This window comes from Microbacterium sp. NPDC097977 (assembly GCF_040302605.1).
GTDB lineage: Bacteria > Actinomycetota > Actinomycetes > Actinomycetales > Microbacteriaceae > Microbacterium.
This window is the reverse complement of record NZ_JBEOUR010000080.1, coordinates 1-13,943: the sequence shown is the minus strand read 5'-3', so window position 1 is coordinate 13,943 and position 13,943 is coordinate 1. Positions and strand designations below refer to the sequence as shown.

Genomic DNA, 13,943 nt, shown 5'->3' with positions numbered 1-13,943 from the left:
CTCCAAGAACGGTCGTACGCAGATCGGCGTGCTCGAGGACGGCGTGCTCGTGGAGCACTACGTCGCCCGCAACCAGGATGCGTCGCTCATCGGCAACGTCTACCTCGGCCGCGTGCAGAACGTGCTGCCCAGCATGGAGGCCGCGTTCGTCGACATCGGTCGCGGACGCAACGCCGTGCTCTACTCGGGCGAGGTCGACTGGGACGGTGTCGAGACCGGCAACCAGCCGCGCCGCATCGAGCTGGCGCTCAAGGCCGGGGACCGCGTCCTCGTGCAGGTCACGAAGGACCCGGTGGGGCACAAGGGCGCCCGTCTGACCAGCCAGATCTCCCTCCCCGGTCGCTACCTCGTGTACGTGCCCGGCGGATCGATGAACGGGATCAGCCGCAAGCTCCCCGACAACGAGCGCGCGCGCCTCAAGCGCATCCTCAAGGAGGTGCTCCCGGAGTCGTCGGGCGTGATCGTTCGCACGGCCGCCGAGGGTGCGACAGAGGATCAGCTGACCCGCGACGTGCAGCGTCTGACGTCGCAGTGGGAGCACGTGCGCACGCAGGTCGAGAACCAGCAGGCGCCTGCGCTGCTGCACGCCGAGCCCGACCTGCTCGTCAAGATCGTCCGCGACGTCTTCAACGAGGACTTCACGAAGATGCTCATCCAGGGGGAGGAGTCGCAGCGCACGATCCGCGCCTACCTCGAGAGCGTCGCCCCCGACCTGTTGGAGCGCGTCGAGTCCTACGAGGACGAGGCCGACCCCTTCGACGCGTTCCGCATCACCGAGCAGATCGAGAAGGCGCTCGACCGCAAGGTCTGGCTGCCCTCCGGCGGCTCGCTGGTCATCGACCGCACCGAGGCCATGACGGTCGTCGACGTCAACACCGGCAAGTTCGTCGGCTCCGGCGGAAACCTCGAGGAGACCGTCACCAAGAACAACCTCGAGGCTGCGGAGGAGATCGTCCGTCAGCTTCGCCTGCGTGACATCGGCGGCATCATCGTCGTCGACTTCATCGACATGGTCCTCGAGTCGAACCGCGACCTCGTGCTGCGCCGTCTGATCGAATGCCTCAGCCGCGACCGGACCAAGCACCAGGTCGCCGAGGTCACCTCGCTCGGACTCGTGCAGATGACCCGCAAGAAGCTGGGACTCGGTCTGCTCGAGACCTTCAGCGAGGCATGCGACGTCTGCGCCGGCCGCGGCGTGATCGTGCACCACGACCCCGTCGTGAAGCACCGGTCGAGCAGCAACGGCAACGGCAACGGAAACGGCAACTCCTCGTCCAACCGCCGCCAGCGCGGGGGGAACGGGCCGTCGCAGAACTCGGCCCCTCCCGCGGGCACGACGCACAGCATCCCTGAGGGTGCGAAGTCGGCTCTCGCGCAGATCGCGGCATCGACGCGGGTTCCGAATGCGGAGGACCTGCCGGATGCGGTGGCGCCCTCGACCGAGGCCGCGGAGGCCCCCGCCGCGCAGGAGCGGGCCAAGAAGCCGCGCAAGAAGCGTGGCTCCGACCGCAAGGCCTCGCCGAAGTCACCGGCCGAGGCGCTGCTGGACTCGGTGCTCGACGCGCTTCCCGAGCCCAAGGCGCCCGGCCAGGGTCGCGGTCGCCGTCGGGTGTCCACGGCCGCTCTGACGGGTACTCCCGTCTCGGTGAACTCGGACTCGTCAGCGGCGGTCGCGGGCGGGGATCCGCAGGCCTGAGGCGATCAGCCGACGCACGAGCTCCTTGCCGTCGACGTGCTCGGCGCCGGCGGCGATGAGCCGGGGGACCAGTTCCTCCGGCACGTCGTAGTGGTCGAGATCGAAGGCGCGCGCAGGCACGTCGTGGGCGCGCGCGAAGGCGTGCAGCTCGTCGAGGTTGTCATCGCTGACCAGGTGCGCCCACAGTCGTCCGTGGGCGGGCCAGCGGGGTTCGTCGACGAGAACGGTCACCCAGCCAGCCTAGGACCGGACACACCGGAGAGCGCGTTTTGCCACAGTGTCCGGCATCCGGTAAAGTAGTCCCTTGGTGCGTATGCCGCGTCGTCCTGGACGGTCGGAGCGGAGAGTCTTGCATTCGTGCCCGTCGCCCTGCGATGCATGCAAGCAACAGTCTTCCCGTGAGATCTCGGAGCCGCGAGCTCCCCAACGAAACAGGTATGAAGTGGTTTACGCAGTAGTGCGCGCCGGTGGGCGGCAGGAGAAGGTCGAGGTCGGCACGATCGTTCAGCTCGACCGTGTCAAGGCTGCTTCGGGCGAGAAGATCGAGCTGGCCGCCGTGCTGCTCGTCGACGGCGCCACGGTGACCACCGACGCTGACTCGCTGGCGAAGGTCAAGGTCACGGCTGAGGTCATCGGCAACCTCCGCGGCCCGAAGATCATCATCCAGAAGTACAAGAACAAGACCGGCTACAAGAAGCGCCAGGGCCACCGTCAGGAGCTCACGCGCGTCAAGATCACCGGCATCAAGTAAGACCGAGGAGACCAGGACATGGCACATAAAAAGGGCGCAAGCTCCACCCGTAACGGTCGTGACTCCAACGCTCAGCGACTTGGCGTCAAGCGCTTCGGTGGACAGCAGGTTCTCGCCGGCGAGATCATCGTCCGCCAGCGCGGCACGCACTTCCACCCCGGCGTGAACGTCGGCCGTGGTGGCGACGACACGCTGTTCGCTCTTGCCGCAGGCGCGGTGCAGTTCGGTGCGAAGGGCGGCCGCAAGGTCGTCAACATCGTCGCCGCTGCCGAGTGATCACAGCACGACAGTAGACATCCGATTCGGGGCGGGCTTCGGCCCGCCCCGAATCTTTTTTTGAGGAGAGAGACATGGTCAGTTTCGTCGACACCGTGACGCTGCATCTGCGCGCGGGCAAGGGCGGCAACGGCTGTGTCTCGGTGCACCGCGAGAAGTTCAAGCCGCTCGGCGGCCCCGACGGCGGCAACGGCGGTGACGGCGGTGACATCGTGCTCGTGGCCGACACCCAGACCGGCACGCTGCTCTCGTACCACCACTCGCCGCACCGGAGCTCCGGAAACGGCGGCCCGGGCATGGGCGACCACCGCGCCGGATTCCTCGGTGAGACGCTCGAGCTCCCCGTGCCCGTCGGCACCGTGGTGAAGAACCCCGCCGGTGAGGTGCTCATCGACATGATCGTGCCCGGTGAGCGCTTCGTCGTCGCCAAGGGTGGTCACGGTGGTCTCGGCAACGCCGCACTCGCGACCCCCAAGCGCAAAGCGCCCGGATTCGCTCTGCTGGGCACTCCCGGCGTCGAGGGCGATGTCGTCCTCGAGCTCAAGACGGTGGCCGACGTGGCACTCGTGGGATATCCGTCTGCGGGCAAGTCCAGCCTGATCGGTGCGATCTCCGCGGCACGACCGAAGATCGCCGACTACCCCTTCACGACGCTGCATCCGAACCTCGGCGTCGTGCAGGCCGGCGACTCGCGTTACACCGTCGCCGACGTCCCCGGGCTCATCGAGGGCGCCAGCGAGGGGCGAGGCCTCGGCCTCGAGTTCCTCCGCCATGTCGAGCGCTGCACCGCCCTGCTGCACGTGCTCGACTGCGCCACGCTCGAGCCGGGACGCGATCCGATCTCCGATCTCGACGTGATCCTCGCGGAGCTCGCGGCGTACGAGGTGCCGGAGGGCCAGACCCCCCTGCTCGAGCGCCCGCAGCTCATCGCGCTCAACAAGATCGACGTTCCCGAGGCCCGCGACCTCGCCGAACTCGTGCGGCCCGACCTCGAGGCGCGCGGTTTCCGCGTGTTCGACATCTCCACGGTCTCGCACGAGGGTCTGCGTCCGCTGACCTTCGCGCTCGGTGAGATCGTCGACGCGTACCGCGCCGAGCTGGCCGCCACGGAGGTGCCGCGCGAGCGCGTGATCCTCCGTCCCCGTGGCCCCAAGAAGGGCTTCGAGATCCGTGTCGAGGGCGGCACGTACGGCAACGTCTACCGCATCCTCGGCGAGAAGCCGGTGCGGTGGGTGCAGCAGACCGACTTCCAGAACGAGGAGGCCGTGGGATACCTGGCCGATCGACTCGAGAAGCTGGGTGTCGAAGACGAGCTGTTCCGACTCGGTGCGGTGCAGGGGTCGACCGTGGTGATCGGCGAGGGCGACAGCATCGTCTTCGACTGGGAGCCCACGATGACCTCGGCGGCCGAGCTCATGAGCGCACCGCGTGGAACCGATCCCCGTCTCGCGCCCAACAGTCGCCGCACCACGTCAGAGCGTCGTGAGACCTACTACGAGCGCATGGATGCCAAGGCTGAGGCTCGTGCCGAGGTCGAAGCGCAGCGGCTCGCGGCCTACCGCGAGGACGGCGAGTGACCGCTCGCTCACGGGCGGATCTCGCCTCGGCATCACGGATCGTCGTGAAGGTGGGGTCCTCCTCGATCAGCGGAGAGTCCTCCTGGCGGATCCCGGTCATCGTCGAAGCCCTCGCGGCTGCGCATGCGCGCGGCGCCGAGGTGGTGCTCGTCTCCTCGGGAGCCATCGCCACCGGCATCCCGTTCCTCCGCCTCGACGCGCGTCCGACCGATCTCGCCACGCAGCAGGCGGCGGCCGCCGTCGGGCAGAACATCCTGGTCTACCGGTACCAGGAGTCGCTGCGGCCCTTCGACATCGTCGCCGGCCAGGTGCTCCTGACGACGGGTGACCTCGAGAACCCCACGTCGCGCAGCAATGCCCGCCGCGCCATGGAGCGTCTGCTCGGACTCCGCATCCTGCCGATCGTGAACGAGAACGACACGGTGGCCACCCAGGAGATCCGCTTCGGCGACAACGACCGTCTCGCGGCGTTCGTGGCGCAGCTCATCGAGGCCGACGCGCTCGTGCTGCTCAGCGACATCGAGTCCCTGTACACGAAGCCGCCGTCCGACCCCTCGGCCGTGCCGATCGACGTGGTCGCCAAGGATGCCGACCTCTCGGGTCTGGAGTTCGGTTCGACCGTGGTCAACAGCGTCGGCACCGGGGGAGCGGCGACGAAGGTCTCGGCGGCGCGCCTGGCAGCGGCCTCCGGCATCGGCGTCCTCGTGACCAGTGCCGACCTGGTCGACCGGGCTCTCGCGGGGGCCGAAATAGGGACCTGGTTCGAGCCTGCGCTCTCCTAGACTGGGCGGATGACCGACCAGACCCCGCAGGTGCGCCTCGAGCGCGCCAAGGAGGCGTCCCGCGCCACCGCCGCACTGACGAGCGACGACAAGGCCCGCGCGCTCGAAGCCATCGCGGTCGCCCTCGAGCAGAACGCCGCGGCGATCATCGAGGCGAACGACCGCGATGTCGCGCGCGGTCAGGCCGACGGCATCGGCGACTCGCTGATCGATCGGCTGAGACTCGACGAGAAGCGCGTGCGCGCTCTCGCGTCGGCGGTGCGAGAGGTCACGGCGCTGCCCGACCCGGTCGGACGCGTGGTCGGCGGACACCGGATGCCGAACGGGGTCACGCTCGAGCAGGTGCGCGTGCCCTTCGGGGTGGTCGGAGCGATCTACGAGGCACGGCCGAACGTGACCGTCGACATCGCCGCTCTCGCGCTGCGCTCGGGGAACGCCGTCGTGCTGCGCGGCGGCAGCGCCGCCCGCGACTCCAACACGGTGCTCGTGCAGATCATGCGCGAGGCGCTGCAGAGCGCGGGGGTGACCCCCGAGGCCGTGCAGACGGTCGACGACTTCGGCCGTGACGGTGCGAAGGCGCTGATGAACGGACGCGGCTACATCGATGTTCTGGTGCCTCGCGGGAGCGCAGGGCTCATCGAGACCGTGGTCACCGAGTCGACCGTCCCCGTCATCGAGACAGGTGCGGGCAACGTGCACATCGTGCTCGATGAGACCGCCCCGGAAGACTGGTCGCGCGACATCGTCGTGAACGCGAAGGTGCAGCGGCCCAGCGTGTGCAACGCGGTCGAGACCGTGCTGGTGCTGAGGCAGGCCGCGCCGCGGCTGGTGCCCCTCGTCGCGAGCGCGCTGCAGAGCGAGGGGGTCGCGATCCACGGTGACGACATGGTGGCCGGGCTCGTCTCGAATGTGATCCCCGCGACCGACGAGGACTGGGCGACCGAGTATCTCAGCCTCGACATCGCCATGAAGGTCGTCGACAGCCTCGATGATGCCCTCGACCACATCCGTCGCTACAGCACGGGCCACACGGAGTCGATCATCACCACGGACACGCGCAATGCCGAGAGGTTCCTCGCGGAGGTCGACTCGGCCGTGGTGATGGTCAACACCTCCACCCGATTCACCGATGGAGGCGAGTTCGGCTTCGGCGCGGAGGTCGGCATCTCGACCCAGAAGCTGCACGCCAGGGGGCCGATGGGACTCTCCGAGCTGACGAGCACGAAATGGCTGGCGCGTGGGTCGGGGCAGACCCGCGGCTGAGGGCTAGACTAGGGGGCGCTGTGGCTCCTGGTGGGCCATGCCCCCCAGCCACGAAACGGAGTCACGATGAACCTCGTCGCACAGATCGCGATGGCCGCCGCCGAGACCGAGCACCACGGCAACGTCCAGCTCGAGACCCTGATCTTCGGCGTCGTCGCGATCATCGTCTTCGCGTTCCTCGGCTTCGTCACCCTGTCGTACAAGAACGTCGCCAACCGCCACTCCGCGAAGGCGGACGCCTGGGCTGCGCGCCACGGCAAGGACGGCCACGAGGCAGGGCACGGCCACTAGGCGCCTATGAACGATACGACCTCGCGTCCGGCGCGCATCGGTGTGATGGGCGGCACCTTCGACCCCATCCATCACGGGCACCTGGTCGCCGCCAGCGAGGTCGCGCACTCCTTCGATCTCGACGAGGTCGTCTTCGTACCCACGGGACGCCCGTGGCAGAAGGCCGAGGTCACGCCGAGCGAGCACCGTTATCTGATGACGGTCATCGCGACGGCATCCAATCCGCAGTTCACCGTGAGTCGGGTCGACATCGATCGCGAAGGACCGACGTACACGATCGACACCCTGCGTGATCTCAAGGAGCGGCGTCCCGACGCTGAGCTCTTCTTCATCACGGGTGCAGACGCCGTGGCGCAGATTCTCAGTTGGAGGGACCATGATGAACTGTGGGAGTTGGCCCACTTCGTCGCGGTCTCACGCCCAGGACACGTCTTGAGCACAGACGGTCTCCCCAGCGACAACGTCAGCCAACTGGAGGTGCCGGCGCTGTCCATCTCGTCGACGGCCTGCCGCGCGCGGGTCCGAGACGACGAGCCGGTCTGGTATCTCGTTCCCGACGGAGTCGTTCAATACATCGCGAAGCATCATCTGTATCGGAGCAAGGCATGAGTACATCGGATCGGCAGGAGCAGGGTCCGCTGACGCGAAAGCAGCTGCGTGAGATCCGGTTGACGGGTTCCACGCCGGTCATCACCGCGGAGGAGGCTGCGGCGGCCGCCGCAGTCGTGCCCGACGCGCAGTCCGCAACGCCCGGACGCGACGACACGAACGCCGAGGAGCGCGCCGAGAGCGCTGCGACCTCGAATGCCGCGTCCCACGACGCGACGACCCCGGCCGCCCCCGCCGCACCCGCCAGTGGCGCCGGGGCGAGTACCGGGGGGTTGACCCGCCGACAGGTCCGAGAGCTCGAGAGGCAGCGAGCAGGCACCGCGACTCCCGCCGACACCGACGGTGCGGACGACGCGGATGCCGCACAGCTTCCCGCTCCCGTCAGCGCCGCGACCGCCTCGTCCTCCGGCGCGCAGGAACACGCCGTCGATGAGGACGTGCGCGACGAAGAGGTCATCGGCGCAGACGATTCCGCCGCACAGGATTCCGCCACACAGGCCCCCGACGAGGACCCCGCTGCCTCCGTCGCCGAGCTCGGCCTCGCCGAGGATGACGACGCCGAGGCGTCCGAGTCGGAGGACGTCCTCGCCGACGTCGACGATGCGGATGCCGCAGACATCTCCGTGGAGGAGAACCCGACGGTCAACCCGGCGTTCGGACAGGATCTGCTCTCCGATCCGAACGAGGCCCGCGCGCCGTTCGCTCCGTCGTTCGACGAGCTGCTCACGGTCGGCGACTCGACGGGATCTCAGCACCTCGCTCCCAACACCCTGATCTTCACCCCGTCCGCGGGCGACGGTGATCTCTCCGGGCCGGTCGCGTCCACGGGAGAGATCCTGATCACGGGCTCCTACGAGCTGCCCCGAGGCCTCGGCTCGCAGGGACACGCGCACGGCACGACCGATGGCAAGGACATCGACGCCGTGCTCATCGACGGCGAGCTGCCCCCGGCATCCTCGCCCACGCCGATCGCCGCCAGCGCGGCGGTCAGCACCATCAAGCCCGCCGGCGAGGTCATCCGCCCGCCAGCCCCCGAAAAGGGCAACAAACTCATGCTCATCCTCGCGATCGTGGCGGGTGGTCTCGCGCTCGCGCTGGGCGTCTCCCTGATCATCGCCTTCACCACGAATGTGTTCTGATGCAGTCACCTGAAACCGCCGAAGAGATGCTCCAGCTCGCGGCAGACGCCGCCGTCTCGAAGGGCGGTGAGGATCTCGTCGCGCTCAACGTGTCGGAGCCTCTCCCGCTCGTCGACATCTTCCTGCTGGTCACCGGAAACAGCGAGCGCAACGTCGCCGCGATCGCCGATGAGATCGAGGACCGGCTCATCGAGTCCGGTCACAAGCGGGTCCGCCGCGAAGGTCGTGCGGAGGCCCGCTGGGTCCTGCTCGATTTCGGCGACCTGATCGTCCACGTCTTCCATCAGGAGGAACGCGTGTACTACGGCCTGGAGCGCCTGTGGAAGGACTGCCCCGTGGTCCCGTTCGAGCTCTCCGAGTCCGCCGCGGCCGCAGACCGCGACTGACATGCGCACCCACCTGATCACCGGTGCCGGGTCGGGGATCGGCGCCGTCGTCGCGCGCCGCCTTCTCGAGCGCGGCGATCAGGTGACCGTCCTCGCCCGCGATGCGGGTCGAGCGAGGGAGATCACCGCCGGACTCCCGGGCGCCACCGCCCTCGTCGGCGACCTCGCGCAGCCGGGACGGCTGTCGTGGGCGCTCTCGAAGCAGCCCCTTCCCGAGCGCATCGACTCGCTGATCCATGTCGCGGGTGTCGTCGACCTCGGTCCGGTGGCCGACCTGCCCGCGAACCTCTGGGAGCAGCAGCTCGCTGTCAATCTCGTGGGGCCCGCGGAACTGACGCGTCTCCTGCTGCCGGTGCTGCGCGTCTCCCGTGCCAGGGTCGTGTTCGTGAACTCCGGTGCCGGCCTGCACGCCCACGCGGGGTGGTCGGCGTACGCCGCCTCCAAGCACGGTCTCAAGGCGCTGGCCGACTCCCTGCGTGCCGAGGAGTCGGAGCACGGGGTGCGAGTGACGTCGATCTATCCGGGCCGCACCGCGACTCCGATGCAGGAGCGCGTGCATCAGCAGGAGGGGCGCGAATACGATGCCGAGCGATTCATCACCGCCGACTCCGTCGCGTCCATGATCCTGACGGCACTCGACCTCCCGGATGATGCTGCGCTGACGGATCTGACGATCCGCCCTGCGGGCTGAACTCCGCGCTCGACCCCCGCGAACCTCTGTCAAGGGGCTGTGCACCCGCACATCCTCGGCGGATGATGAAAGCTGGGGACGAGTGTTGGAGGGAAACCGCATGACAGGAGATCCAGAGCCGAGATACGTTCTTCACCGTGTCACTCCGTCGGAGTGGGTGATCAACGATCGTCGCTATTCGCCCGACGACCCGCGCAACGTGGTCGGATGCATCTACGAGTATGCCGACACCGAGGTCGAGGTCGTCTGGCTTCGCGACCTGCCGCTGTCGGCACGGTACGCGAATGCGCAGGAGGTGCTCGACGAGGTCGCGCGGATCCAGGATCCGAGCAGGGCGACGAGGCCGATAGCCATCCCGCACCTGCCACCGCTCTACGCCACCTGAAAGACGCACAGAGCACAGACTGTGGGGCAGGGCCACCTCGGTGGCCCTGCCCCACAGTCATGAGTCGGTTCGGTCGCGAAGCGGTTCAGTCGGCATCCGCGTCGGGATCCGTCGGCTGCTCCGCTGCGAGTCTGTCAGCGGTGGCGCCGTCGACCTGATCCGCGTCGACATCGGTGTCGAGGACCTTCTCGCCATCGACCTCGCGGTGCGGCACTGCGTCGATGTCGCCGTCGTCGTCGGGTCGCGGGACCAGCGGGGGGATCGGTGTGGACATGGTGACTCCTCTCGTGTGTGTGATGGCGACCATAGAATGCTCACCGGTCGTGCGGCAGCGGGTTGACGGCATCGTCGGCGGAGGGTAGCCGGCATCACACCTCCTGATTTCCCCGTGGCCGACGGGCGTGTGCCGCGCGGCGAACCCAGGGGATCAGAGTGTCGAGGACGAGGAACCCCAGCAGCGTCCAGCCGACCAACGGCAGCCAGAGACCGGCGAGGACCGCTGCGACCGCGACGATCCCGATCTCCCACCACGGCGCCCCTCGGAGCGCCCGCCCGGGAGGACTTCCGACGATCCGCGACGGGTCGCGACGCGGACGCCGTCGCCACCACATCAGGTAGCCGAGCACGACCATGGCGGCGATGGCGAGGGCGACGACGAACAGCACGATCTGATTGGCGAGTCCGAACATCACCCCCATGTGGATGTTGATGCCCCAGCTCGCGAGTTTGGCTGCGAGCGGGATGTCGGCGAAGTCGACGCGGTCGACGACCTGCATGGTGGTTCCGTCGATCGCGAGGGGGTCGGATTCGGTGGGGAATCCGGTCTTGATCTCGCGGACCGTCCAGGCCGCCCCGGGCTCGGCGGGCGGCTTGATCTCCACCTGTCCGGTGTTGACGTTCTGCCGTTGCGCGATCGCGAGGACGGCGTCGAACGTCGCCGGGTTCGCCGATCCGCTGGGGGCGCTCTCCGCGCCGTGATGATGCGCATGTCCGTCGGACCCGGCCGTCGTGCCGTCGAGGCTGGTGCTGACCGTGGGGGTTCCCCAGTCGAGGGCTGCCCGCAGACTGTCGACGTTCGCCCCGGCGTACTGCGACCAGGTGATTCCCGTGGCCGACAGGAACAGTGCTCCCAGAAGCACCCACACGCCGAGCGAGGCGTGCCAGCCGAACAGCCTGCGATACCCGCGGTGGGTGGGGTCGGGGCGGAGCAGATCGCGCTTGACCCTGGCTTTGCGCAGCCGGATGACCCAGAGCGCGATGCCGGCGATGGCGACGATCCCGAGCCAGGAGGCCGCGAGCTCGCTGTACAACCGGCCGGGGTCGCCGAGGTTCAGCGTGCGGTGCAGGTTGCTGACCCAGGTGCGCAGGGGAGTGGCGCCGCTGGTGCCGTAGACCACCAGCTCCCCACGGATCTCCGCTGTGCCTGGGTCGACGAACACGGCCAGTGACTCGCTCGGGCCGAGACCGTCCACGGCGTACATGATGCGCGTCGTGTCTCCGGGTTCCGGTGCCGGGCGCACGGCGAACAGCGCCGTCCCCTCGCCCACGTGCGCGTTCGCGGCCTCGATCTGCGCGGCGAGCGGCACCGTGGAGTCCGGTGCCGGCGCATGCAACTCGTGGGCGTACACGGCCTGCTCGAGTTGCGGGGTCAGGGCGTAGAGCGCGCCGCTGAGTGCCGCGACGAGGATGAACGGGCCCACCAGGATCCCGGCGTAGAAGTGCAGGCGCAGCAGCAGTGCGCCGAGACGGGAGCCGCCGCGTCGCCGAGGCGGCTCGCCGGGAGTCGGAGGTGAGACGACGGTGCGTTCACGCACGCTCATGCGCCCACCCCTCCGGTGAGGAGGGTCTCACCGATGAACCCGCCCTCGGCGCATCCCGGTGGCACGGCGAACACGGCCGAGCCGATCGGAACGGTCCACTCGTTGAGCAGGTCCAGCTCGTCGAGGCGCTTCTGCATCGGCGTGAACTGGCGTTCGATGTCGGCCTGGAAGGACACGAAGAGCAGGCCCGACTCCGAGACCTCGGCGCCGCTCGGACGTTCGTCGTAGTTGTAGCCGCGCCGGAAGATCCGCTCCGCCCCGTCGCCGCGAGCGCGACGGATGTGCGCGAACGCGGGGATGACGGGGAAGCCGATCGCGGTCTTCGCCTCGAAGTCCGGCTCGTCGAACTCCTTCGTGCCGGTGAGGGGCGCGCCGTTCGCGAGAGTCCGGCCGACCGAGGCATCGCGGCCGCTGCGATCGAGGCGGTCCCACTTGTCGAGGTCCATGCGGATGCGGCGGATGACCATGCCCGTCCCTCCGGAGAGCCAGCCCTCCTCGGTCCACACGATCCGGTCGAAGTCGGCCGTCCCTGGCTCCGGGTTGGCGGTGCCGTCGACCTGGCCGAACAGGTTGCGCATGGTCGTACCCGGACGCTCGGTGCCGTAGGCGCGGCGAAAACCCTGTTGGGTCCAGCGGATGCCGGCGAACCCGCGGGCATCCTTCAACAGCATCCGCAGGGCGTGGGCGACGGTCAGCGGATCGTCTCCGGCGATCTGCAGCAGCAGGTCTCCGTCGGAGAACTCGGGCTGCAGCCGGTCCACGCGGAAGGCGGGGAGGGGAGCGAGCCAGGCGGGCGGGGTGCCGCCCGCCCGCGCGACGAATCCGGGACCGAAGCCGAACGTGACGGTGAGGCGTGCGGGAGAGAGCGCGAGCTCGGGTTCGGAGTCCGCGAGCGCGGGCCGCCCCTGGGTGAGGCGCGCGGCGTCGTCGGTGAGGATGCGCATCAGGCGGGTCAGTGCGGTCCTGTCGGTGTCGTCGTGCAGATCGAGGGCCACGAAGACTCCGTGCGCCTGGGCGGCGGTGTCCACCCCGGCCTGATGTGCGCCGAAGAACGGCACGGTCTCCGTTCCGTTCATCGGGGTCGAGACGGCCGTGCTGTCCGTCGAGGGTCGATTCAGGGCAATGTCCGCTCCCACCGCCGCGACCGCGCCGACACCGGCGACAGCTCCTCCGAGGAGGAACTGCCGCCGGGTCGACCCGGAGCGACGGGAGCGGGCGCCCTCAGTGGGCGCCGCCATCAGTGATCCATGCCCTCTTCGTGCTCGGAGCCGTCTTCGTAGTTCTCGTTCGCGCCCGAGTAGTCCTTCACCGGAGCGGTGAACTCGTAGGTCGAGTCGTCGGAGAATGTGAGGGTGAACGTCGCCTCGTCACCGGCGAGCAGCGGCGCGGTGAGATCCATCAGCATGATGTGGTTCCCGCCCGGCTCCAGCGTGAGCTCCGAGCCGGCGGGGATGACGAATCCGCCCTCGATCTCGCGCATGACCATCTCGCCGGATTCGTTCTCGACGGTCTCGTGGAGTTCGAGCATGTCGGAGGAGGGGGACGAGACCGAGACCACGGTCACATCCTCGTCGCCACTGTTGGAGAGCACGCCGAACGCGGCCGACATGCCGTCGTCGGCTGCCTTGACCCAGGCATCGTCGATCGTGACGACGTCGCCCGCAGGGGCGCTCTTCGTCTCGACGGGGGCGCTGCCGGCCGCGCAGCCGGTGAGGGCGAGCAGCGAGACCGTGAGGATCGCGGTCATTCGGGAAAGGGGGGTGGTGTTCATGATGGTGCCTTTCACAGCTCATCTGTCGTGCGAGGACGACGAAGGATTCGATACAGGACGAAGGCGAGCGCGGCCACGGCCGCCCCGCCTGCTCCGACGAGCAGCACCCTGGTGGCACCGCCCGTCTCGTCGGCGATCTGATCTGCGGCAGGGGTCGAGCCGGTCGTGGCTGCTCCGTCGGCCGGCTGGTCGCCGGCCGGCGTCGCGCCGATCGGCATCGGCTCGGCGTCGCCGATCGTGAAGGGGATGACGCCCGAGATCGGGTGTCCGTCCTCCGATACGACCTGCCACCGCACCTGATAGCCGGCCACCGGCATCTCAGGGTCCACCGGCGCGGTCACCGTGTTCCCGGCGACCGTCACCGGGCCGGTCACCCAGTCCGTGCCGGACTCGTCGACGACGAGCACGACGGCGCCGGTCAGTTCGGAATCCAGCACGAGCAGTTCGCCCGAGAAGGTCATGGAGACGGTCGAGGGTGCGGACGCGAGCTGTTCCCCGTCGCCGGG

18 protein-coding genes are annotated in these 13,943 nt (G+C 68.8%); 12 read left to right on the top strand and 6 right to left on the bottom strand.

The features are described 5' to 3' along the window. A partial coding sequence (locus tag ABTZ43_RS14770; protein ID WP_350539356.1) for an Rne/Rng family ribonuclease occupies nt 1-1,696 on the top strand: 1,696 nt, incomplete at its 5' end. On the opposite strand, the gene ABTZ43_RS14765 is transcribed toward ABTZ43_RS14770, so the two are convergent. After that, complete coding sequence (locus tag ABTZ43_RS14765; protein WP_056418361.1) at nt 1,661-1,927, bottom strand: DUF4031 domain-containing protein; 267 nt, start codon at nt 1,925-1,927, stop codon at nt 1,661-1,663. The two genes, ABTZ43_RS14770 and ABTZ43_RS14765, sit on opposite strands and share 36 nt — an antisense overlap. A gap of 211 nt (nt 1,928-2,138) precedes the next feature. Here ABTZ43_RS14765 and rplU point away from each other — a divergent pair, with 211 nt between their 5' ends. The 11 genes from rplU to ABTZ43_RS14710 all read left to right on the top strand — a co-directional run bounded on the left by rplU (nt 2,139) and on the right by ABTZ43_RS14710 (nt 9,846). Continuing rightward, a complete protein-coding gene (gene rplU / locus ABTZ43_RS14760) occupies nt 2,139-2,447 on the top strand; it encodes a 50S ribosomal protein L21 (protein ID WP_167541600.1) in 309 nt (102 codons plus the stop codon). Nucleotides 2,448-2,465: 18 nt separating this feature from the next. Continuing rightward, complete coding sequence (gene rpmA, locus ABTZ43_RS14755; protein WP_028501603.1) at nt 2,466-2,723, top strand: 50S ribosomal protein L27; 258 nt, start codon at nt 2,466-2,468, stop codon at nt 2,721-2,723. Between the two features lie 74 nt (nt 2,724-2,797). Beyond that, nucleotides 2,798-4,300, top strand: coding sequence for a GTPase ObgE (gene obgE / locus ABTZ43_RS14750; RefSeq protein ID WP_045254647.1), 1,503 nt, complete (start codon nt 2,798-2,800; stop codon nt 4,298-4,300). After that, a complete protein-coding gene (gene proB, locus ABTZ43_RS14745; RefSeq protein WP_350539355.1) occupies nt 4,297-5,082 on the top strand; it encodes a glutamate 5-kinase in 786 nt (261 codons plus the stop codon). The genes obgE and proB overlap by 4 nt, the downstream gene beginning before the upstream one ends. Nucleotides 5,083-5,091: 9 nt before the next feature. Continuing rightward, nucleotides 5,092-6,345, top strand: coding sequence for a glutamate-5-semialdehyde dehydrogenase (locus ABTZ43_RS14740; RefSeq protein ID WP_056418354.1), 1,254 nt, complete (start codon nt 5,092-5,094; stop codon nt 6,343-6,345). 66 nt (nt 6,346-6,411) lie between these two features. Then, a complete protein-coding gene (locus ABTZ43_RS14735) occupies nt 6,412-6,636 on the top strand; it encodes a hypothetical protein (RefSeq protein WP_056418351.1) in 225 nt (74 codons plus the stop codon). 6 nt (nt 6,637-6,642) lie between these two features. Further along, nucleotides 6,643-7,245 carry a nicotinate-nucleotide adenylyltransferase gene (gene nadD / locus ABTZ43_RS14730; protein ID WP_045254643.1) on the top strand — a complete coding sequence of 201 codons (603 nt, stop codon included), beginning with the start codon at nt 6,643-6,645 and terminating at the stop codon, nt 7,243-7,245. Next, entirely contained in the window at nt 7,242-8,384 is a 1,143-nt protein-coding gene (locus tag ABTZ43_RS14725) for a hypothetical protein (protein WP_350539354.1), read from the top strand. Before nadD ends, ABTZ43_RS14725 begins: the two co-directional genes overlap by 4 nt. Next, entirely contained in the window at nt 8,384-8,770 is a 387-nt protein-coding gene (gene rsfS, locus ABTZ43_RS14720; protein ID WP_350539353.1) for a ribosome silencing factor, read from the top strand. The genes ABTZ43_RS14725 and rsfS overlap by 1 nt, the downstream gene beginning before the upstream one ends. A 1-nt stretch (nt 8,771) precedes the next feature. Then, the gene (locus tag ABTZ43_RS14715; RefSeq protein ID WP_350539352.1) at nt 8,772-9,461 is read left to right on the top strand and encodes an SDR family oxidoreductase; all 690 of its coding nucleotides are present in this window, start codon (nt 8,772-8,774) and stop codon (nt 9,459-9,461) included. 100 nt (nt 9,462-9,561) lie between these two features. Then, nucleotides 9,562-9,846 (top strand): hypothetical protein, encoded by a 285-nt coding sequence (locus ABTZ43_RS14710; protein ID WP_149422795.1) that lies wholly within the window; start codon nt 9,562-9,564, stop codon nt 9,844-9,846. Nucleotides 9,847-9,931: 85 nt separating this feature from the next. On the opposite strand, the gene ABTZ43_RS14705 is transcribed toward ABTZ43_RS14710, so the two are convergent. From ABTZ43_RS14705 to ABTZ43_RS14685, 5 genes are all read right to left on the bottom strand, one after another. Further along, entirely contained in the window at nt 9,932-10,120 is a 189-nt protein-coding gene (locus tag ABTZ43_RS14705) for a hypothetical protein (protein WP_056418337.1), read from the bottom strand. 94 nt (nt 10,121-10,214) lie between these two features. Further along, a complete protein-coding gene (locus tag ABTZ43_RS14700) occupies nt 10,215-11,666 on the bottom strand; it encodes a PepSY-associated TM helix domain-containing protein (RefSeq protein ID WP_350539351.1) in 1,452 nt (483 codons plus the stop codon). Next, entirely contained in the window at nt 11,663-12,904 is a 1,242-nt protein-coding gene (locus ABTZ43_RS14695) for a Dyp-type peroxidase (RefSeq protein ID WP_056418333.1), read from the bottom strand. Before ABTZ43_RS14695 ends, ABTZ43_RS14700 begins: the two co-directional genes overlap by 4 nt. After that, a complete protein-coding gene (locus ABTZ43_RS14690; RefSeq protein WP_350539350.1) occupies nt 12,904-13,437 on the bottom strand; it encodes a copper chaperone PCu(A)C in 534 nt (177 codons plus the stop codon). Before ABTZ43_RS14690 ends, ABTZ43_RS14695 begins: the two co-directional genes overlap by 1 nt. An 11-nt stretch (nt 13,438-13,448) precedes the next feature. Further along, on the bottom strand, nt 13,449-13,943 hold a 495-nt coding region (locus ABTZ43_RS14685), incomplete at its 5' end, for a copper resistance CopC family protein (protein WP_350539349.1).

Excerpts from the sequence above, each read along its gene's own strand:
- ABTZ43_RS14695 (WP_056418333.1), bottom strand. The coding sequence starts at position 12,904 with ATGGCGGCGCCCACTGAGGGCGCCCGCTCCCGTCGCTCCGGGTCGACC.
- ABTZ43_RS14725 (WP_350539354.1), top strand. The coding sequence starts at position 7,242 with ATGAGTACATCGGATCGGCAGGAGCAGGGTCCGCTGACGCGAAAGCAG.
- nadD (WP_045254643.1), top strand. The coding sequence starts at position 6,643 with ATGAACGATACGACCTCGCGTCCGGCGCGCATCGGTGTGATGGGCGGC.
- rpmA (WP_028501603.1), top strand. The coding sequence starts at position 2,466 with ATGGCACATAAAAAGGGCGCAAGCTCCACCCGTAACGGTCGTGACTCC.
- ABTZ43_RS14690 (WP_350539350.1), bottom strand. The coding sequence starts at position 13,437 with ATGAACACCACCCCCCTTTCCCGAATGACCGCGATCCTCACGGTCTCG.
- rsfS (WP_350539353.1), top strand. The coding sequence starts at position 8,384 with ATGCAGTCACCTGAAACCGCCGAAGAGATGCTCCAGCTCGCGGCAGAC.
- ABTZ43_RS14710 (WP_149422795.1), top strand. The coding sequence starts at position 9,562 with ATGACAGGAGATCCAGAGCCGAGATACGTTCTTCACCGTGTCACTCCG.
- ABTZ43_RS14735 (WP_056418351.1), top strand. The coding sequence starts at position 6,412 with ATGAACCTCGTCGCACAGATCGCGATGGCCGCCGCCGAGACCGAGCAC.
- obgE (WP_045254647.1), top strand. The coding sequence starts at position 2,798 with ATGGTCAGTTTCGTCGACACCGTGACGCTGCATCTGCGCGCGGGCAAG.
- ABTZ43_RS14715 (WP_350539352.1), top strand. The coding sequence starts at position 8,772 with ATGCGCACCCACCTGATCACCGGTGCCGGGTCGGGGATCGGCGCCGTC.
- ABTZ43_RS14700 (WP_350539351.1), bottom strand. The coding sequence starts at position 11,666 with ATGAGCGTGCGTGAACGCACCGTCGTCTCACCTCCGACTCCCGGCGAG.
- ABTZ43_RS14740 (WP_056418354.1), top strand. The coding sequence starts at position 5,092 with ATGACCGACCAGACCCCGCAGGTGCGCCTCGAGCGCGCCAAGGAGGCG.
- ABTZ43_RS14705 (WP_056418337.1), bottom strand. The coding sequence starts at position 10,120 with ATGTCCACACCGATCCCCCCGCTGGTCCCGCGACCCGACGACGACGGC.